This window comes from Streptomyces sp. NPDC053541, assembly GCF_044544705.1.
Classification (GTDB): domain Bacteria; phylum Actinomycetota; class Actinomycetes; order Streptomycetales; family Streptomycetaceae; genus Streptomyces.
The window spans coordinates 366,509-385,665 of sequence record NZ_JBITXM010000007.1 but is presented as its reverse complement, the minus strand read 5'-3'; the positions used below and the strand labels follow the sequence as shown (position 1 = coordinate 385,665).

The 19,157-nt window shown below is 74.6% G+C and carries 18 protein-coding genes and 1 pseudogene; 11 read left to right on the top strand and 8 right to left on the bottom strand.

The features are described 5' to 3' along the window. Window positions 1-246: 246 nt before the first annotated feature. Window positions 247-2,262 (bottom strand): S9 family peptidase, encoded by a 2,016-nt coding sequence (locus tag ACIGW2_RS20230; protein ID WP_399844815.1) that lies wholly within the window; start codon window positions 2,260-2,262, stop codon window positions 247-249. Between the two features lie 110 nt (window positions 2,263-2,372). Here ACIGW2_RS20230 and ACIGW2_RS20225 point away from each other — a divergent pair, with 110 nt between their 5' ends. After that, window positions 2,373-4,514, top strand: coding sequence for an ABC transporter ATP-binding protein (locus ACIGW2_RS20225; protein WP_399844813.1), 2,142 nt, complete (start codon window positions 2,373-2,375; stop codon window positions 4,512-4,514). Window positions 4,515-4,600: 86 nt separating this feature from the next. Here the strand turns inward: ACIGW2_RS20225 and ACIGW2_RS20220 are convergent, their stop codons facing one another. Continuing rightward, on the bottom strand, window positions 4,601-5,851 hold the full coding sequence (locus ACIGW2_RS20220) for a sensor histidine kinase (RefSeq protein ID WP_391653437.1): 1,251 nt from the start codon (window positions 5,849-5,851) through the stop codon (window positions 4,601-4,603). Between the two features lie 12 nt (window positions 5,852-5,863). Beyond that, window positions 5,864-6,517: a response regulator transcription factor gene (locus ACIGW2_RS20215; protein ID WP_399844811.1), complete on the bottom strand. Its 654-nt coding sequence runs from the start codon at window positions 6,515-6,517 to the stop codon at window positions 5,864-5,866. 222 nt (window positions 6,518-6,739) lie between these two features. Here ACIGW2_RS20215 and ACIGW2_RS20210 point away from each other — a divergent pair, with 222 nt between their 5' ends. From ACIGW2_RS20210 to ACIGW2_RS20190, 5 genes are all read left to right on the top strand, one after another. After that, window positions 6,740-7,276, top strand: coding sequence for a hypothetical protein (locus ACIGW2_RS20210; RefSeq protein WP_391653438.1), 537 nt, complete (start codon window positions 6,740-6,742; stop codon window positions 7,274-7,276). Next, window positions 7,273-8,478, top strand: a complete 1,206-nt coding sequence (locus ACIGW2_RS20205) for a peptidoglycan-binding protein (protein WP_399844808.1) — start codon at window positions 7,273-7,275, stop codon at window positions 8,476-8,478. Before ACIGW2_RS20210 ends, ACIGW2_RS20205 begins: the two co-directional genes overlap by 4 nt. After that, the gene (locus tag ACIGW2_RS20200; RefSeq protein ID WP_399844806.1) at window positions 8,475-9,164 is read left to right on the top strand and encodes an ABC transporter ATP-binding protein; all 690 of its coding nucleotides are present in this window, start codon (window positions 8,475-8,477) and stop codon (window positions 9,162-9,164) included. The genes ACIGW2_RS20205 and ACIGW2_RS20200 overlap by 4 nt, the downstream gene beginning before the upstream one ends. 122 nt (window positions 9,165-9,286) lie before the next feature. Then, window positions 9,287-10,417 carry an ABC transporter permease gene (locus tag ACIGW2_RS20195; protein ID WP_399844931.1) on the top strand — a complete coding sequence of 377 codons (1,131 nt, stop codon included), beginning with the start codon at window positions 9,287-9,289 and terminating at the stop codon, window positions 10,415-10,417. A 115-nt stretch (window positions 10,418-10,532) separates the two neighbouring features. Next, a complete protein-coding gene (locus ACIGW2_RS20190; RefSeq protein ID WP_399844804.1) occupies window positions 10,533-10,886 on the top strand; it encodes a hypothetical protein in 354 nt (117 codons plus the stop codon). A gap of 30 nt (window positions 10,887-10,916) precedes the next feature. Here the strand turns inward: ACIGW2_RS20190 and ACIGW2_RS20185 are convergent, their stop codons facing one another. After that, window positions 10,917-11,666, bottom strand: coding sequence for an SDR family oxidoreductase (locus ACIGW2_RS20185; protein WP_391653442.1), 750 nt, complete (start codon window positions 11,664-11,666; stop codon window positions 10,917-10,919). A 222-nt stretch (window positions 11,667-11,888) separates the two neighbouring features. Between ACIGW2_RS20185 and ACIGW2_RS20180 the strand changes: the two genes are divergently transcribed. Then, window positions 11,889-12,665: a class I SAM-dependent methyltransferase gene (locus tag ACIGW2_RS20180; protein WP_391653443.1), complete on the top strand. Its 777-nt coding sequence runs from the start codon at window positions 11,889-11,891 to the stop codon at window positions 12,663-12,665. Here ACIGW2_RS20180 and ACIGW2_RS20175 read toward each other — a convergent pair. After that, window positions 12,662-13,027, bottom strand: coding sequence for a DoxX family protein (locus ACIGW2_RS20175; protein WP_392173600.1), 366 nt, complete (start codon window positions 13,025-13,027; stop codon window positions 12,662-12,664). The two genes, ACIGW2_RS20180 and ACIGW2_RS20175, sit on opposite strands and share 4 nt — an antisense overlap. A gap of 90 nt (window positions 13,028-13,117) precedes the next feature. Between ACIGW2_RS20175 and sigJ the strand changes: the two genes are divergently transcribed. After that, window positions 13,118-14,095, top strand: coding sequence for an RNA polymerase sigma factor SigJ (gene sigJ / locus ACIGW2_RS20170; protein WP_399844800.1), 978 nt, complete (start codon window positions 13,118-13,120; stop codon window positions 14,093-14,095). Here sigJ and ACIGW2_RS20165 read toward each other — a convergent pair. Beyond that, window positions 14,090-14,521, bottom strand: a complete 432-nt coding sequence (locus ACIGW2_RS20165; RefSeq protein ID WP_399844797.1) for an ATP-binding protein — start codon at window positions 14,519-14,521, stop codon at window positions 14,090-14,092. The genes sigJ and ACIGW2_RS20165 overlap by 6 nt on opposite strands. A gap of 137 nt (window positions 14,522-14,658) precedes the next feature. Between ACIGW2_RS20165 and ACIGW2_RS20160 the strand changes: the two are divergent. The 3 genes and pseudogenes from ACIGW2_RS20160 (at window position 14,659) to ACIGW2_RS20150 (ending at window position 16,497) form a co-directional block, all read left to right on the top strand. After that, window positions 14,659-15,482 (top strand): annotated as a pseudogene (locus tag ACIGW2_RS20160) (helix-turn-helix domain-containing protein). Continuing rightward, window positions 15,479-15,724, top strand: coding sequence for a DUF397 domain-containing protein (locus tag ACIGW2_RS20155; RefSeq protein WP_399844795.1), 246 nt, complete (start codon window positions 15,479-15,481; stop codon window positions 15,722-15,724). The pseudogene ACIGW2_RS20160 and the gene ACIGW2_RS20155 overlap by 4 nt, the downstream one beginning before the upstream one ends. Beyond that, a complete protein-coding gene (locus ACIGW2_RS20150; protein WP_399844929.1) occupies window positions 15,724-16,497 on the top strand; it encodes an SDR family NAD(P)-dependent oxidoreductase in 774 nt (257 codons plus the stop codon). Before ACIGW2_RS20155 ends, ACIGW2_RS20150 begins: the two co-directional genes overlap by 1 nt. A gap of 54 nt (window positions 16,498-16,551) precedes the next feature. Here the strand turns inward: ACIGW2_RS20150 and ACIGW2_RS20145 are convergent, their stop codons facing one another. Beyond that, on the bottom strand, window positions 16,552-16,812 hold the full coding sequence (locus tag ACIGW2_RS20145) for a hypothetical protein (protein ID WP_399844793.1): 261 nt from the start codon (window positions 16,810-16,812) through the stop codon (window positions 16,552-16,554). A 118-nt stretch (window positions 16,813-16,930) separates the two neighbouring features. After that, entirely contained in the window at window positions 16,931-19,156 is a 2,226-nt protein-coding gene (gene katG, locus ACIGW2_RS20140) for a catalase/peroxidase HPI (protein WP_391653450.1), read from the bottom strand. Window position 19,157 lies beyond the last annotated feature (1 nt).

Here is a 19,157-nt window from a genome sequence, read left to right as displayed (position 1 = left end):
CGGGCACCGGTACGACCGGGCACCGGTACGACCGGCCGCCGGGCACAGCCGGGCGCCGGGTACGACCGGGGGCCGGGCACGCCCCAGGGCCGGGCACGGCCGGGGGCCGGTACGACCGGGCCGGGCCACGACCGGAGGCCGGGTCCCGCCACACCCGCCCCCCCCCCGGCCACCCGGCCCGGCCCCGCCCCCGGCAAACGGCCCCCGGGCCAAAGCCGCCCCCTTCCCCCTCCGTCCCTTCCTCCCCTACTCCTCGTACCGGCCGCCGAGGTGCTCCGCCAGGAAGCGCTCGGCCGCCGCGTAGAACGCCAGCCGGTTCCGGGGCCGGACGAATCCGTGTCCCTCGTCGGGAAAGAGCAGGTACTCATGGGGAACGCCGCTCCGGCGCAGCGCGGCGACGAGCTGTTCCGACTCCGCGCGCCGCACCCGCGGGTCCCGCGCGCCCTGGCCGACGAGCAGCGGGATGCGGATGCGGTCGGCGGCGAAGAGCGGCGAGCGGGCCCGCAGGAAGTCCGCTTCGGTCTCCGGGGAGCCGACCCGGCGGCGCAGCAGTGCCGCCATCGGGCCCCAGGTGGCGGGCACGGACTCGATGAAGGTGAGCAGCGAGGAGGGGGCGGCGACGGCGACCGCGCAGCGGTAGGCGGCGGGGGTGAAGGCGGCCCCGGCCAGGGCCGCGTAGCCGCCGTAGGAGCCCCCGAAGACGGCGACCCGGCCGGGGTCGGTGTGGCCGCGGGCGGCGCAGTGGCGCACCGCGTCCTGGAGGTCGTCCTGCATGCGGCCACCCCATTCGCGGTCGCCGGCCCGGGTGAACTCCTTGCCGTAGCCGGTCGAGCCGCGGAAGTTGACCTGGACGCAGAGGTAGCCGCGGTTGGCGAGCCACTGCGTCTCGGCGCGGAAGCCCCACTGGTCGCGGGTCCACGGGCCGCCGTGGACGCAGAGCACGGTCGGCAGCCGGTGGCGGCCGGCGCCCGGCGGGAAGGTGAGGTAGCCGTGCACGGTGAGCCCGTCGCGGGCGGTGAAGCGGAAGGGTTCGACGCGGGCGAGCGGCTGCCCGTCGAGGGCGGGCAGGTGGCTGAAGAGGTATTCGGTACGGGCCGGGGCACCGTCCCGGGCCCGGTGCAGCACCCGGTAACCGGCGGGCGCGTCGTCGGTGTTGTGCTGGACGAGCCAGTGCCGGTCGGCGCGGTCGCGGCCGAGGACGGTGACGTCGCCGGGCGCGGCGGCGCGCAGCGCGGCGAAGTCCTCGGCGAGGGCCGGGTCGAGCACCTCCAGGTCGTTGCGCTCGCGCCGGACCAGCACGAACTGCGCCTCTCCGGTGCCCGGCCGGACGCCGACGCCGTCGACGTCGTACGCGGGGTCGGCGTACAGCACCTCGCGCCGCCCGGTCACGCTGTCCACCCGGAGGAGCCGGGCGGTGTCGGCGTCCTGCGAGGAGAGCAGCAGCAGGTGCCGGCCGTCGCTCTCGAAGCCGAAGGGGCGCAGGGCGGGGGCGTCCTCCGGTCCGGCGCGCAGGAGTTCGCGCCACGGGTCGGTCTCCGTGTCGCGGACGAGGAGGCTGACGGCGCCGTCCGGGTGCGGGCGCAGCGCGCCCCGTACGCGCAGCTCGCCGTCGGCCACCCAGCGGCTGAACCCGGCGTCACGGGCGGCGAGTTCGAGCGCGCCGGTGGCCGGGTCGAGCCGGTAGGCGTCGTGCACGGCCGGGTCGCGGAGGTTGAGCCCGACGAGCAGGCGGTCGGGGCGGCGCGGGTCCACCGACACGATCCGGGCCTGCACGCCGGGGTACGGGGTGAGGTCGCGCGCCCCGGCGCCGTCCCGCGCGTCCGGGTCGACGGCGTAGAGGTGGGTGTTCTCGTCGCCGTCGCGGTCCTGGACGTAGAGGATGTGCCGCCCGTCGGCGGACCAGGCGAAGGCCCGGACCCCGCGTCCTGCGTCGGCGGTGACCTGCCGGAACGCGCGGTCGCGCCAGGGCCCGGCGTGCACGTTGAGCACGCCCGAGGCGGCGGGCGCGAGGAAGGCGAGCCGTTCGCCGTCGGGCGAGAGCGCGGGGCTCATGCGGTGCGGGTTGCCGAAGAGCACGGAGCGCGGGATGAGGGGCGGCAGACCGGTCGCCCGGCCCGCCCCGGGTGCCGCGCTCGCCGGGTCCACCGGGTCCACCGGGTCCACCGGGTCCACCGGGTCCCAACCGTCCGCCGGGCCCACCGGGTTCGTTGCGTCCATCGAGTCCCTCGGGTCCATCGCGTCCGTCGCGTCCATGGGGTCCATCGCGGATCACGTCCTGTCGTCGGAGGTCGGAGCCGGACCCGGGCCGGGGTCCGGATCGTGGCCCGGGCGCGAAGAAGCGCCCGGGCAGGGGTGCGGAAGGAGGGCCGCTGATGCGGCAGATGGTGTTCACGTCCAGGGAGGCGGCGCGCGGCGGCGGCAGCGGGCTCAGCGGGCCCGTCGACTTCCCCGAGCCGGGCGAGGGCCCGCCCACCGCGCGGACCGGGCCCGAGGGCGGCGGCCCGGCCCGCCGGCTGCGGGCGGCCGGGCTCGCCACCGCCCGCACGGTGTCCGGGCTCGGCCGGGTGCTCGGGCTGGTCTGGGGCACCAGCCGGGGCCTGACGGTGGCGCTCGCGCTGTCCACGGTGCTCGTCGGCCTGGTCCCGGCGGCCGTCGCGATGACGGCCCGGCTGCTCGTGGACACGGTGGTGCGCGGCGCCGCGATCCACGCGTCCGGCCGTCCGGACCGGATCGAACTCACCCTGGAGCTGCCCGGGTTCACCTGGCACCCGCCCGCGTCCACGACGCTCGGCGCGCTCGCCCTGCTCGCCGGGGTGCAGTGCGCGGTGTTCGCGCTCGGCGCGCTGGCGACGGCGGTGCGGAGCATCGCGCAACAGCTGCTCCAGGAGCGCACCACGCAGGGCGTGCAGACGAAGGTGATGGAGCACGCGGGCCGGCTGCCGCTGTCCTTCTTCGAGGACTCGGCCTCCTACGACCTGCTGCGGCAGGCGCAGCAGGAGGCGTCGACCCGGCCGGTGATGATGATCGGCGGCGCGTTCACACTGCTCCAGCACACGGTGACCTTCGCGAGCATGGTGGGCCTGCTCTTCGGTCTGGGCCCGCTGGTCGCGCTGGTGGCGCTGCTGGCGCCGGTGCCCGCCTTCGTCTCCGACGCGCGCTACGGCATGCGCGGCTTCCAGGTGGCGCTGTGGTCCTCGCCGATCCGGCGCCGGATGGAGTACCTGTCGCGGCTGGTGTCGACGGACGCGTACGCGAAGGAGGTCAAGGTCCTCGGCCTCGCGCCGTTCCTGACCGAGCGGTTCCGGCTGCTCGGCGCCGCCGCGTACCGCAAGCTGCGCGGGGTGGTGACGGCACGTCACCTGGTCGGCAACGCCTGGTCGTTGCTCACCACGCTGGCCGGGGCGGCGACCTATCTCTACGTGGCGGTGCAGGCGGTGCGCGGCCGGCTGAGCCTGGGCGACCTGATCCTCTACACCTCGGCGGCCACCGCCGTCACGGCGGCCGTCCAGGGCATGTTCGGCGGGGCGTCCGGGATGTACGAGCACCACCTCTACCTGCGCAAGCTGTACGAGCTGCTGGCCGTCCCGCCGGCCGCGTCGGGCGGTCGGCCGCTGCCCGGCCCGGTGCGCGGCCACGTGGTCCTGGAGCACGTGACCTTCCGCTACCCGGGCGCCGAGCGGCCGGCGCTGCGGGACGTGAGCCTGGAGATCCCGGCCGGGGCGACGCTCGCGGTGGTGGGGCGCAACGGGGCCGGGAAGTCGACCCTGATCAAGCTGCTCTGCCGGCTGTACGAGCCGGACGAGGGCCGCATCCTGCTCGACGGCACCGACATCCGCGAGCTGGACCCGGAGGCGCTGCGCGGCCAGGTCGCGGCGATGTTCCAGGACTTCGTGACGTACCAGGCGACGGTCGCGGAGAACATCGGGCTCGGCGACCTGTCCGGTCTGGAGGACCGGGCGCGGGTCGAGGCGGCGGCCCGCCGGGCGGGGGCGGCCGGGCTGGTGGAGCGGCTGCCGCAGGGGTACGGGACGGCGCTCGGCAAGTGGTTCGACACGGGCGTGGAGCTGTCCGGCGGCGAGTGGCAGAAGATCGCGCTGGCCCGGGCGTTCATGCGGGAGGGCGGGCTGCTCGTGCTCGACGAGCCGACCTCGGCGCTCGACGCGGAGGCCGAGCACGAGTTGTTCGCCCGGCTGCGCGAGCTGGCGGCGGGCCGCACCACGGTCTACGTCTCGCACCGCTTCTCCACCGCGCGGCGCGCGGACCTGATCGTCCTGGTCGAGGACGGGCGGGTGACGGAGCGGGGCACGCACGCGGAGCTGATGCGGCTGGGCGGTTCGTACGCGCGGCTGTTCGCCCTCCAGGCCGAGGCCTACACCGACGCACCGGCGCCCACCGGCCCGCCGGCCCCCGCCCCGGCCGCGCAGGCACCCGCGACCGCACCCGCCGCCCCCGGGAGCGCGAAGGCCGCCGCCATCGCGGCCGCGCTCGCGGCGAAGGGCAAGCCCGCCCCGTAGGCCGTGCCGTGAGCCGCCCCGTAAACCGGGCCGTAAACCGGGCCGTAAACCGGGCCGCACCCCGGCCCGTGAGCCGGCCGTCCGGCTCACGCGGGCACCTCGACCCGGACCCACAGACCGCCGTCCGGCGGGGCGGTGAGGGTCACGGTGCCGCCGTGCGCCTGGGCGATGGAGCGGACGATGGACAGGCCGAGACCGGCGCCGTCCCCGGCGCGGGAGAGGCGCCGGAAGGGTTCGAGCAGGCCGTCGGCCTCCTCCGGCGGCACCACGGGGCCGGTGTTGCGCACCACGAGCACCCCGCGCCCGGCCCCGTCCCCTCCGGCTCCTCCCCCTCCCCCCTCCCCGCGCCCGCGCGGCGGGGCCGGGGCGACGGAGACCTGGACCGTGCCGCCGGGCACGTTGTACCGGGTGGCGTTCTGCACCAGGTTGGCGGCGAGCTGGTGCAGCAGCACCGGGTCGCCGCGCACCGGCGCGGGCCGCAGGTCGAGGTCGAGCCGCAGGCCGGCCTCCTGGACCGCGGGCCGGTGCTGCTCGACGGCCTCGGCCGCGATCCGGGCCAGGTCGGCGGGCTCGCGCCGGTCGAGCCCGCGGTCGCTGGTGGCGAGCGTGAGCAGGCCCTCGATGAGGCGCTCGCTGCGCCGGTTGGTGTCGAGCAGCTCCTCCTGGATCCGCGGCAGGTCGTCCGGTCCGGCCCGGCCGAGCCGGATCTGGATGGCGGCCCGCTGCACCGCGAGCGGGGTGCGCAGCTCGTGGGAGGCGTTGGCGACGAAGCGGCGCTGGGCCTCGAAGGCCGCGTGCAGCCGGTCGAGGAGGGCGTCGAAGGTGTCGGCGAGGTTCTTGAGCTCGTCGTCGGGCCCGGTGAGGCCGATCCGCTCGTGCAGGGTCGCGGCGGACAGGCGCTGCGCGGTCGCGGCGATGGTGTGCAGGGGCCGCAGGGCGCGCCCGGCGACGAGCCAGCCGAGGGCGACGGAGGCGACCAGCATGACGACCAGGGCCAGCAGGGACATCAGGAGCAGCTGGTCGAGGGCGTCGGCGCGGAGCCGGTCGGCGAGGGCGGCGATCTGCGTCTTGGACAGCGACGGCGCGGCGTCGGCGTAGGGCGCGTCCTTGGGCAGGACGAGGACGGTGGTGCCGGTCAGGCGCTCGCGGAAGAGCACGTAGGTGAGGCCGAGGAGCAGCAGGCCGGTGACGGAGAAGAGGCCGCTGTAGAGGGCGGTGAGGCGCAGCCGCAGCGACCGCTGCCCGCGCCGCGGGAACGCCCGGGGGAAGAGCCGGGAGAAGGCCCGGGGGAACGGCCGGAGGAACGGCCGCGGGACCGGTCGGGGAAGGGGAGCCATCGGCGGCCGTCCTCAGATGCGGTAGCCGCTGCCGGGCAGGGTCTCGATGAGCTGCGGCTCGCCGAGCTTGGAGCGCAGTTTGCTCATCGTGATGCGGACGGCGCTGGTGAAGGGGTCGGCGTTCTCGTCCCAGGCGCGTTCGAGGAGTTCCTCGGTGGAGACGACCGCGCCCTCGGCGGCGAGGAGCACTTCGAGGACGGCGAACTCCTTGGGCGACAGGCGCAGATAGCGCCCGTCGCGGAAGGCCTGGCGGCGGGGCACGTCGAGGGTGATCCCGGCGCGTTCGAGGACCGGCGGCAGGGCGCGGGTGGCGCGCCGGGCCAGGGCCTGGACGCGGGCGACGAGTTCGGGGTACTCGAAGGGCTTGCCCAGGTAGTCGTCGGCGCCGAGCGCGAGTCCGGCGACAAGGTCGGTGGTCTGTCCGGCGGCGGTGAGCATGAGGGTGCGGGTGCGGGCCTCGGAGGCCACGACCCGCCGGCACACCTCGTCGCCGTGCACCTCGGGCAGGTCGCGGTCGAGGACGAGCACGTCGTAGTCGTTGACGGCGAGGCGTTCGAGGGCGGCGTCTCCGTCCAGGGCCACGTCGACGGCCATGCCGTGGGCCCGCAGGCCCTCCGCGACGAGTTCGGCCAGCATCCGCTCGTCCTCGGCCACCAGTACCCGCATGTGCGCACGTCCTTTCGTCCCGCCGGGGTTCTCCGTGATACCCGGCGCGATGTTTCGTCAAGGTATGCGGGTCCGGAGACGGCCCGGCAACCCCGCCCTCGGTAGATCTGTCACCACGGCAACGGCCCGAGGAGAGGAGCGCACATGACGGGCGGAACGCGGACGTCCACCGGGCGACGAGGACAGGACCCCCGGCGGGGCCCGGGCGGGGATCCCGGTCGGGTGCCGGGACGGGCGTACGGCCTCCGGCTGCGCGGAGGGCTCGCCGTGGCGGCGCTCGCGCTGCTGGCGACGGCCTGCGGGGGCGGCGGCACGGAGGCGCCGGGCGTGGCGAGCAACGGCGGCGGCGCGTCCGCCTCCGCCGGGTCCGCCTCGGCGGGTTCCGGCAGCGCCTCGGCCTCGCCGGGCGGCACCCGGCAGGACCAGCTGGTGGCCTTCGCGCGTTGCATGCGCGAGAAGGGCGTCGAGGTCGCCGACCCGGCGCCGGGCGACGAGAACGTGCAGCTGCCGCCGGGCACCAAGGGCGACGCCCGCACCCAGGAGGCGCTGGCCGCGTGCCAGGGGCTGCTCGGCGCGGGCGGCAAGGAGAACACCGACGCCTCCGCGCAGGACAAGGCGGTGCGGCTGGCCCGCTGTCTGCGCGAGAAGGGCCTGGACGTGGCCGATCCGGAGCCGGGCAAGCCGCTCCAGCTGAGCGGCGCGGCGAACGACCCGAAGGCGCGGGAAGCGATCACCGAGTGCCGGGCGTCGGTCCGATGACGGACGCGGAGACCTCGCCGGTGCCGGGAGCCGTGCCCGCGCCGGTGCTCGACGGGGCGGAGCCGGCGGACGGGTCGCGGACCCGGTCCCGGGGCCGCCGGAGCCTGTTGCTCGGCACGGCGGTGGTGGTCCTGGGCGCGGTCGCGGCCGGCGGGGTGGTGCTCGCGGGCCGCGACGACCGGCCGGAGGCGCCGGCGGCCGGGCCGCGCACCGGCACGGCGCCGGTGGTGCGCACCGACCTGGTGCAGAGCGAGCGGATCGACGGCACCCTCGGCTACGCGGGCGACCACACGGTGAGCGCCCCGCGCGGCGGCGGCATCGTGACCTGGCTGCCGGACGTGGGCGCGACGGTGGCGCGCGGCGGACGGGCGTACGCGGTCGACGGCGTGGACGTCCCGCTGTTCCTCGGCGCGACCCCGCTCTACCGCACGCTGGAGGAGGGCGTGGACGACGGCCCGGACGTGCGGGTCCTGAAGCGGAACCTGAAGGCGCTGGGGTACGGCCCGGAGCTGGCCGACGACGGAGACTTCACGTCCGGGACGGCGGAGGCGGTGCGGGACTGGCAGGAGGCCCGCGGCCTGGAGCGGACCGGGAAGGTGGTGCCGGGGGACGTCCTGGTGCAGCCGGACGCGGTCCGGGTGACGGAGATCCCGGGCATCGTCGGCGCCCCGGCGGAGGACCCGCTGCTGCGGCTGTCCTCCACCCGCCGGGTGGTGACGGTGGACATGCCGGTGGGCCGCCAGCAGCTCGCGCGGGCCGGGGCGCCCGTCACCGTACGGCTGCCGGGCGGGCGGACCACGTCCGGCAAGGTGTCCCGGGTGGGCACGGTGGCCCGCTCGGCGTCGCGGTCCGGCGAGGGCCGCCCGTCGGGGACGGCGGGTGCCGACGGGGCCGGGGGCGGCGGGGCTTCGGGGTCGGCGGCGGACGCGACGGTGCCGGTGGAGGTGACGCTGGCGAAGCCCGGTGACGTCGGCACCCTGGACGGGGCGCCGGTGCAGGTGGACTTCACCAGCGAGCGGCGCGAGGACGTGCTCGCGGTGCCGGTGCCGGCTCTGCTCGCCCTCGCCGAGGGCGGCTACGCGGTGGAGACCCCGGAGGGGCGGCTGGTGCCGGTGACGCTCGGGGTGTTCGCGCAGGGCCGGGTGGAGGTCTCGGGCGCGGGGCTGCGCGAGGGCATGAAGGTGGAGGTCCCGCTGGCATGAGCGAGCCCGTGATCACCCTGGAAGGGGTCTCCAAGACGTATCCCGGCGGGGTGCGCGCGCTGCGGGACGCCGATCTGACCGTACGGGAGGGCGAACTCCTCGCGGTCGTGGGCCGTTCGGGCTCGGGGAAGTCGACGATGCTGCACCTGATGGGCACCCTGGACAGCCCCACCACCGGGCGGGTGCTGCTGCGCGGGCACGACGTGGCCGAGTTGAGCGACCGTCAGATCTCGGCGGTGCGGGCGCGCTGGATCGGCTTCGTCTTCCAGCAGTTCTTCCTGTCGCCGGGCCGCACGGCCGTCGACAACGTCGCCGAGGGCCTGCTCTACCACGGCATCCCGGCCCGTCGGCGCCGCGCGCTCGCGGAGGCGGCGCTGCGCCAGGTGGGCCTCGGGCACCGGCTGCACCACCGCCCGCACGAGATGTCGGGCGGCGAGCGGCAGCGGACGGCGATCGCCCGGGCGGTGGCGATCCGCCCCTCGGTGATCCTCGCGGACGAGCCGACCGGCAACCTCGACTCGGCGGCCGGGGCCGGGGTGCTCGACCTGCTGCGCGAGCTGAACGCGCGGGGCACGACGATCGTCGTCATCACCCACGATCCGGGGCTCGCCGCGCGCCTGCCGCGCCGGGTGGAGGTCCTGGACGGCCGGATCCGCGCGGACTCGGCCCTGGAGGTGGCCGGGTGAGCCCCCGTACGCCCGCCGGTCCCGGCGCGGCCACCGCCCACGGCCCCGCCGGCGCCACCACGCCCCTCCCCCGGCCCGCGCGGCTCCCGGTCGCCGACGTCGTGCGGGTGGGCCTGGTGGGCATGCGGGCCCGGCCGACCCGGGCGGTGCTGTCCGCGCTCGGCATCGCGATCGGCATCGCCGCGATGGTCGCCGTGCTCGGCATCAGCAACGCGGGCCAGGCCGAGCTGATGAACCGGATCAGCCGCCTGGGCACGAATCTGCTCACGGTCTCCCCCGGACGCGACCTGTTCGGCGAGGAGGCCCGGCTGCCGAAGGACGCGGTGGAGATGGTGGGCCGGATCGGCCCGGTCGAGTCCGTGACCGGGACGGGCGCGCTGCCGGGCGTGACGGTGCGCCGCACCGACCGGATCGACCCGCTCGCGGGCGGCGGCATCGGGGTCGCCGCGGCCCGCACGGACCTGCTCGGCACGGTCGGCGGCACGGTCCGGGACGGCGAGTTCCTGAACGCGGCGACCGGGCGCTATCCGGCGGTCGTGCTCGGCGCGGTGGCCGCGCAGCGGCTCGGCATCGAACGGACGGGCCGTCAGGTCTATCTGGGCGAACGATGGTTCACGGTGATCGGCATCCTCGATCCGGTGGCGCTCGCGCCCGAGATCGACCGCTCGGCGCTGATCGGCTGGGAGGCCGCCACCAGCCTCTTCGGCTTCGAGGGGCATCCGACGACGGTGTACGAGCGCTCCCCGGACGAGTCCGTGGAGGCGGTCCGCGCGGTCCTCGCGGCCACCGCGAACCCGGAGAACCCGCAGGACGCCCGGGTCAGCCGGCCCTCCGACGCCCTGGAGGCGCAGCTGGCCGCGAAGTCGGCGTTCACCTCGCTCTTCCTGGGCCTCGGGGCGGTGGCGCTGCTCGTCGGCGGGGTCGGGGTGGCCAACACGATGGTGATCTCGGTCCTGGAGCGCCGCCCGGAGATCGGCCTGCGCCGCTCGCTGGGCGCGGGCCGCGGCCAGATCCGGCTGCAGTTCCTCGCCGAGTCGGTCGCCCTGTCGGGCGCGGGCGGCACGGCCGGGGTGCTGCTCGGGGCGCTGGTCACGGCCGCCTGGTCGGTCTCCCAGGACTGGCCGCTGGTCCTGCCGGTCGACGTCCTGCTCGCGGGCGTGGCCGCCGCCGCTCTGATCGGCACGGCGGCCGGCCTCTACCCGGCCTCCCGCGCGGCCCGCCTGACCCCGACGGAGGCCCTGGGGTCGGTCTGAGCCCCGGAAACCCGCTGGTCCGGCCCGCCCCCGGGCCGGTACGGTCACGACTCCCCGTATCCGTACCGGCCCGGACCGACACCCCGGCCCCGTACCCGTACCCGAGAGCGAGACCATGAGCAGCCGCCGCGCGACCACGACCCTCTGGCGCCCCACGGGCCCGCAGGAGCTGGAGCTGGTGCGCGCCCTGGAGTGGAAGGCGTGGCCGCCCCGGCTGCCCGAGCAGCCGATCTTCTACCCGGTCCTCAACGAGGACTACGCGATCCGGATCGCCCGCGACTGGAACGTGCGGCACAGCGGCGTGGGGTACGTGACCCGCTTCGAGGTCGACACCGCCTTCCTGGCCCGCTACCCGGTCCAGCAGGCCGGTGGCCGCACGATCCTGGAGCTGTGGGTCCCGGCGGAGGAGCTGGACGAGTTCAACGCGCACATCGTCGGCACGATCGAGGTCGTCCACACCTTCCGCTGAGCGGCGCCCCGCCCGCCGGCGGCGGGGCGCCTACGCGGGCCTGGTCGCGAGGAAGTCCTCGAACGTGCCCTTCCCCACGGCCCGTTCGGGCGCCAGGTGGCCGCCCGCCGCGAAGCCCCGGTAGGTCTTCCCCGGGAGGCGTACGGGCAGCAGCGGGCGGCGGCGGCCGGTCGCGGCGAAGTAGGCGCGGGCCAGGTCGGCGAAGTCGCGCACCTCGGGGCCGCCCATGTCGGGCACCCGGCCGGCGGGTGCGCCGACGGCGAGGGCGGCGAGCCGGTCGGCGACCTCGGCGACCTCGATGGGCTGGTCGGCGACGCCGGACGGGACCGGCATGACCGGGGACTTCGCGAGGGTGGCGAGGACCTGGTGGACCAGGTCGTGGAACTGGGTGGTGCGCAGGACGGTCCAGCCGATGCCGGACCGCTCGACGATCCGCTCGACCGCGTGCTTGGCCCGGTAGTAGGGCAGCGGGACCCGGTCGACGCCGACGATCGAGATGTAGACCAGATGGGTCACCCCCGCCCGCACGGCCGCCGCCACCAGGTTGCGGGCGGCGTCCTCGTCGCCGCCGCGCGGGCTGCTGGCGCAGTGCACGACGGTGTCGACGCCGGCCAGTGCCGCGTCCAGGCCGGGCCCGCCCTTGCGCAGGTCGACCGCGTGGGGCCGGGCGCTGCGGCTCAGTACCCGCACCTCGTGCCCCGCCGCCCGCAGCCGCTCGGTGACGAGCCGGCCCAGGGTGCCGGTGCCGCCGGTGACCAGGATGGTGTGCGTCTCGCTCATCGCGATGCCTCGCTTTCTCCGTTCGCATCGTCCGACGAGAACCGGACGGACCGCGACCGCGGAAATGTGACATCCCCCGGCCGCACCCCCCGATCTTCGTGCGTTCCTCCCGTACGGCGAGGGGCCGGACCTTGGAGAGACTGCCGAACGCGGCCCGGCGGGAGCCGTCGGGCGCAGCGGCGGGCGTCGGCTTCGGCGTCACCGACCACGGGGAGGCACACCATGAGCGTACGGCAGCAGTACGACGAGATCGGCGAGGCGTTCGAGGGCTTCAAGTCCCTGCCGCTGGCCCGGTACGGGGAGGTGCCGAGCTTCCTGTCCCTGGTCGGGGACGTGCGCGGGAAGACGGTGCTCGACCTGGCCTCCGGCACCGGCTTCTACAGCCGGGAGCTGAAGCGGCGCGGCGCGGCGGAGGTGTTCGGCGTCGACATCTCCGGCGAGATGGTCGCCGCCGCGCGGGCCTTCGAGGAGGCCGAGCCGCTCGGCCTGCGCTACGCGGTCGGCGACGTGGCCGAACTCGGCGACCTGGAGCGGAAATACGACCTGGCCCTCGGGGTGCAGCTGCTCAACTACGCGCCGGACGTGGCCGCGATGGAGCGCATGTGCCGCGGCGTGCACCGCAACCTGGTACCGGGCGGGGAGTTCCTCGTCCTCTGCCAGTCGCCCGACTTCCGCTTCGACGGCCCGTCCCTCGCCAAGTACGGCTTCCTGTGCGAGGCGACCGGCGAGGAGATCGAGACCGGGCCGCGGGTGCGGATCACCGCGCTGCTCGACCCCCCGATCTCCTTCGTGGGCGCCGCCCCGCGCCGCGAGGTCTACGAGCACGCGCTGCGGGCGGCCGGCTTCCGAAGGCTGGAGTGGGCGCCGTTGGAGGTCTCGGAGGCCGGCCGCCGCGCCCACCCCGCGGGCTTCTGGGACGACCTGGCCGCCAACCCGCCGCTGGAGCTGCTGCGCTGCCGCGCGGCGGGCGGGGAGGGCGGGGAGGGCAGGGAGGACTAGAAGCGGCCCCAGGCGACGAAGACGAACAGCGCCAGGAAGAACAGGTCGAGGGCCGTCATGGCGACCTCGCGGCGGCGCAGGCGCACGGCCACCGCTCCGGCCATGATCAGCGCGAGCCCGGTGGCCGCGACCGGGACCAGCCCCGGCGCGATGTCCAGCACCGCCGGCAGGACGAGGCCGAGGGCACCGAGCACTTCCAGGGCCCCGATGCCCTTGAGGCCGGCCGGCGGGAAGCTCTCCGCCCAGGCCCAGTTGGGCCCGCCGGCCGTGATCTTCTCCTTCGGCGTGATCAACTTGTAGCTGCCGCCGAGGAAGTAGGCGACGGCGAGCAGTCCGGTCACGATCCACAGCGCGATGTTCATGGGGTTCACTCTCTTCCGGAGACGTCCCGATCCGTTGTCGCCCTCTTGGACAGAGGACGTCCCCGCGCTGTGACACGGAGGAGAGAAAAAATGGCGCACACCCCGGTACGGACCCCGGCGGGGACTCCGGTGGAGACGGCGGCGGCGAGCTACCGGCCGCTGCTCTTCTCGATCGCGTACGGCATGACGGGCTCCGTCGGCGACGCCGAGGACCTCGTGCAGGACGCCTTCCTCGGGATGACCAAGGCCGAGCGGGCGGGCACGACGATCACCGCGCCCAAGGCGTATCTGACCACCGCCGTCACCCGGCTCAGCATCAACCACCTCGGCTCGGCCCGGGTGCGCCGCGAGACGTACGTCGGCGACTGGCTGCCCGAGCCGCTGGTGGCCTTCGCCGACGCCCCGGGCGGCCCGGCCGAGCACGCCGAGCTGACCGACGCGATCTCGACGGCCCTGCTCGTGCTGCTCGAAACGCTCTCGCCGATGGAACGGGCGGTGTTCGTGCTGCGCGAGGTCTTCGGCCACGAGTACGGCGAGATCGCCCGGATGACCGGCAAGTCCCAGGCGAACTGCCGCCAGATCGTCGCCCGCGTCCGCCGCCGCATCCCGGCGGACGCGACCACCCGCCCCGCCCACGCCCCGGAGCGGCGGGCCGAGGGCGACGAGCTGGCCCGGCGCTTCTTCACCGCCGCCGAGGGCGGCGACCTCGACGCGCTGCTCGGCATGCTCGCCCCGGACGTCGTCTTCCACGGCGACGGCGGCGGCAAGGCGCAGGCCATCAGCCGCACGGTCCACGACCCGCAGCAGACCGCGGCCCTGCTCGTGGCCGGCTTCCGCCGGCTGCGCGCCCTCGGCGCGACCATGCGCCCGGCGTGGGTCAACGGCGCGCCCGGCGTGGTCCTCTACGACGCCGAGGACCGGGTCCTCAGCGTGGTCGAGCTGTCCCTCGCCGAGGACGGCAGGGTGGGCGCGGTCCACTCCCTCACCAACCCCGACAAGCTAGGCCACCTCGGCCCGGTCTCGGACCAGGGTCTGCTGCCGCGCGAGCGCGGCGAGCGCCGCTCATAGGTCGAGCTCGGCCCGGACCGTCTTGCCCACGGGCACGCGGTCCAGGATCTCCCAGCGGCTCGCGAGCGCGTCGACGAGGAGCAGTCCGCGCCCCGAGTCGGACAGGTAGGCCGGGGCGAGCAGCGCGGGCCGGCGCTCGGCGCGGGTGTCGGAGACGTCCACGGCGAGCAGTCGGCCCGGGGTGTACGAGAGCGTCAGCTGGAAGTCCCGGCCGGGCACCCGCCCGTGGGTCACCGCGTTCGCGGCGAGCTCGGCGACGATCTGCGCAACGGTCGCGGAGAGTGCGCCGTCGTGCGGATGGCCCCAGCGGTCGAGCTGGTGCTGGGCGAGCAGCCGGGACAGTCGGGCGCCGCGCGGGGTGGAGGAGAAGCGCTGGGTGAACACACGTACGGTGACCGGCTCTTCGCGGGTCTGAGGGGGAGTCATGGGGTCAATGTGGCGACTTTCGCTGCCCGCCCCCAGGTCAGAAACTCGTACGCTCCGCAAGCGTACGACCTCGGAGGGTAGACAGTACTCATCACGGCCCGTGACGATGTGCGCACCAAGCACGAGGGAGGTGCGTGATGACGGACGGCGACGCGGAGCCGGAGACCTCGGACAGCCTGAAGGCGTTCGGGGAGGTGGTCAAGGCGTTCCGCAAGCGGGCGAGGCTGACGCAGGAGCAGTTCGCCCCGCAGGTGGGGTACTCCGTTGAGACGGTCTCGTCCGTCGAACAGGGGCGGCGGTTCCCGTCGCCCAAGTTCGTGGACCGGTCGGAGGAGTTCTTCGACGCGTTCGGGGTGATCAAGGGTGCCGCGAAGCACCTCTCGCGCGAGCCGGGCCTGGCGAACTGGTTCCGCCGGTGGGCGGAGAAGGAGGCGAAGGCGCTGTGCCTCTACACGTAGAGAACCGACTCGTACCCGGCCTGCTCCAGGTGGAGGGCTATCAGCGGACGCTGTTCGAGGGGCAGTTGCCGCCGATGGGCGACGCGGAAATCGAGGAGAATCTCGTCGCCCGCGTGAAGCGGCAGAAGCTGCTCACCGACCGGGTCAACACCGCGTACAGCTTCATCATCGAGGAGCACGTGCTGCGGAGGGAGACCGGCGGCCCCGAGGTCCACCGGCAGCAGATCGAGCACATTCTGAAGATGTCCGAGCGCCGCAACGTCGAGATCCAGGTGATGGAGCAGAGTCGGGGTCATCACGCGGGTCTCGATGGGTCCATGCGGTTACTTGAGACTGCCGAGAACCGCTGGTACGCGTACTCCGAGGGCCAGGAAAGCGGGGTGCTCATCTCCGACGCCAAAGTCGTCGGCATCCTCCAGATGCGGTATGCCAGGATGCGGTCACAGGCTCTTACCCTGGAAGACTCCCAGAGCCTGTTGCGGCAGATGCGAGGAGCGACATGAGCACCACTGACCTGGCCTGGTTCAAGAGCAGCTACAGCAGCGGCGGCAGCGGCGACTGCGTGGAAGTGGCCCTCTCCTGGCACAAGTCGAGCTACAGCGGCGGATCCGGCGACGACTGCGTCGAGGTCGCCGCCTGCCCCACCACCGTCCACGTGCGGGACTCCAAGCGGCCCGAGGACGCGCAGCTCGCGCTCGCGCCGGCCGCCTGGAGCGCGTTCGTCGACGGTTGCGAGAGTCTGTAATGGCCTATCTGGACGAGCTGTTCTCTCTCTCCGGGCGCAAGGCCCTCGTCACCGGCGGCAGTTCGGGCATCGGGCGGGCCATCGCCCGGGCGCTCGCCCGGGCCGGGGCGTCCGTCGTGATCGTGGCGCGGCGCGAGGCCGAGCTGAAGGAGACGGTGGACGAGCTGGCCGCGCTCGGCGGCACGGCAGCCTGGGTGAGCGGGGACCTCGGCAGCCGGGAGGGCGTGCGGGCGGCGGCGGAAGCGGCCGTGGAGGCGCTCGGCGGTGAGCCGGACATCCTCGTCAACTCGGCCGGGATCAACCTCCGGCCGCCGCTGTCCGACCTCACCGACGAGGTGTGGGACCGGACGATGGCGGTGAACCTGGAGGCGCCGTTCCTGCTGGGGCAGCGCTTCGGGCCCGGAATGGCCGATCGGGGCTTCGGCCGGATCATCCACGTGACCTCCCAGCAGGCCCACCGCGCCTTCGTCCAGTCGGGGGCGTACGGGGTGTCGAAGGGCGGCCTGGAGTCGCTGGCGCGCTCGCAGGCCGAGGCCTGGTCCCCGTACGGCGTGACCGTGAACACCCTCGTGCCCGGGTTCGTGATGACCCCGCTGAACGAGCGTCTGTCCGCCGATCCCGAGCGGGTCGCCGCGCTGGCCGCCCGGACGATGATCGGACGCAACGGCCTGGCGGAGGACTTCGAGGGCGCCGCCGTGTTCCTGGCGAGCCCGGCCTCCGCGTACGTCACGGGGCAGGCGGTCTTCGTGGACGGCGGGCTGTCCGTCCACTGACGGCGCCCGCCCCGGCCCGGGCCCGGCGGTGACGGGCCCGGTGGGCCGGTGGTGCTACTGCCCCGGCTCGCCGGGGGCCTGTCCGCCGGAGAACCACTGCTCGCCGCCGGCCTCGGCCGGGTCGGCGGCGGGGCCGTGCTCGGCGGCCGCGGGGGCGAGCTCGGCCGGCATCTCCTGCGGCGGCACGGTGGTCAGGCGGGCGCGGAGGGCCGTGTTCTCGGCCTCCAGGTTCGCGATGCGCTTGCGCGCGAAGTAGAGCTCGACGACCGCCTCCTGGAACTCGGCGGCCAATTCGTCGGGGCTGAGCTGCACCATCGGGTCTTCCTCTTCCTCTCCTCTGCGGCGCCCCATTCTGTCAGGGACACGCGAGCGGGCCCCGGGCGGAGGAACCGCCCGGGGCCCGCTCACCGGTGCTTCACCGGCCGAGGAACACTCAGCGCAGGTCGAACCGGTCCAGGTCCATGACCTTGGCCCAGGCCGCGACGAAGTCCGTCACGAACTTCTCCTTGGCGTCGTCCGAGGCGTAGACCTCGGCGACGGCGCGGAGTTCGGCGTTGGCGCCGAAGACCAGGTCGGCACGGGTGCCGGTCCACTTGACCGCGCCGGAGGCGTCGCGGCCCTCGAAGGTGGACTGGTCGTCCGTGGTGGACTTCCACGCGATGTCCAGGTCGAGCAGGTTGACGAAGAAGTCGTTCGTCAGCTTGCCGGGGGTCTCGGTGAGGACACCGAGGGAGGTCTGCGGCTGGGTGACGCCCAGCGCGCGCAGACCGCCGACCAGGACGGTCATCTCCGGGGCGGAGAGGGTGAGCAGGTTCGCTTTGTCGACGAGCAGGTACTCGGCGGGGAGGCGGTGGCCCTTGCCCAGGTAGTTGCGGAAGCCGTCCGCGGTGGGCTCCAGGGCGGCGAAGGACTCGACGTCCGTCTGCTCGGCGGAGGCGTCGACGCGGCCCGGGGAGAACGGCACCTCGATGTCGACGCCGGCGTCCTTGGCGGCCTTCTCGACGGCCGCGGAGCCCGCGAGGACCACGAGGTCGGCGATCGAGACCTGCTTGCCGCCCTTGGCGTTGAAGGACTCCTGGACGCCCTCCAGGACGCGCAGGACCTGGGCGAGCTCGTCCGGGTTGTTGACCTCCCAGTTGCGCTGGGGCTCCAGACGGATACGGCCACCGTTGGCGCCACCGCGCTTGTCGCTGCCGCGGAAGGAGGACGCGGCGGCCCAGGCGGCGGAGACGAGCTGGGTCACCGACAGGCCGGACGCGAGGATCTGCTCCTTGAGGGCGGCGGCCTCGGCGGCGTCGATCGGCTCGCTGGTGGCGGCCGGCAGCGGGTCCTGCCAGAGCAGCTCCTCGCTGGGGACCTCGGGGCCGAGGTAGCGCACGACCGGGCCCATGTCGCGGTGCGTGAGCTTGTACCAGGCGCGGGCGAAGGCGTCCGCGAACTCCTCCGGGTTCTCGTAGAACCGGCGGGAGATCGGCCCGTAGATCGGGTCGAGCTTCAGCGACAGGTCGGTGGTGAGCATCGTCGGGCGGTGCTTCTTCTCCGGGTCGAACGCGTCCGGGATGACCTCCGGGGCGTCCTTGGCGACCCACTGGTGGGCGCCGGCCGGGCTCTTGGTGAGCTCGTACTCGTACTCGAAGAGGTTCTTGAAGAAGCCGTTGCCCCACTGGGTGGGCGTCTCGGTCCAGGTGACCTCCAGACCGGAGGTGATGGCGTCCTTGCCGACGCCGGTGCCGTACGAGCTCTTCCAGCCGAGGCCGAGCTGCTCCATCGGCGCGGCCTCCGGGTCGGCGCCGACGTTGTCGGCCGGGCCGGCACCGTGGGTCTTGCCGAAGGTGTGGCCACCGGCGATGAGGGCGACGGTCTCCTCGTCGTTCATCGCCATGCGGCCGAAGGTCTCGCGGATGTCGCGGGCCGCGGCGATCGGGTCCGGGTTGCCGTTGGGGCCCTCCGGGTTGACGTAGATGAGGCCCATCTGGACGGCCGCGAGCGGGTTCTCCAGCTCACGGTCGCCGCTGTAGCGGGCGTCGCCCAGCCACTCGGTCTCAGGGCCCCAGTAGACGTCCTCGTCCGGCTCCCACTCGTCGACGCGGCCGCCGCCGAAGCCGAAGGTCTTGAAGCCCATGGTCTCCAGGGCCACGTTGCCCGTGAGGATCATCAGGTCGGCCCAGGAGATGGACTTGCCGTACTTCTTCTTGACCGGCCACAGCAGGCGGCGGGCCTTGTCCAGGCTCGCGTTGTCCGGCCAGCTGTTCAGCGGGGCGAAGCGCTGCTGACCGCCGGCGGCGCCGCCGCGGCCGTCGCTGATCCGGTAGGTGCCGGCGCTGTGCCAGGCCATGCGGATCATCAGCGGGCCGTAGTTGCCGAAGTCGGCCGGCCACCAGTCCTGCGAGGTCGTGAGGACCTCGGCGATGTCCCGCTTCACGGCCTGGAGGTCCAGGGCCTCGAAGGCCTTCGCGTAGTCGAACTCCTCGCCGAGGGGGTTCGCCACCGCCGGGTTCTTGGCGAGGATCTTCAGGTTCAGCCGGTCCGGCCACCACTGCCGGTTGCCGCCGCCCTGCGTGGGGTGGGGAGCGCGGCCGTGCGCGACCGGGCAGCCGCCCTTGGCTTCCGCCGCCGTCTCGTCCTCGGTGACGAGGGGATCGTGATTCTGCTCAGACATC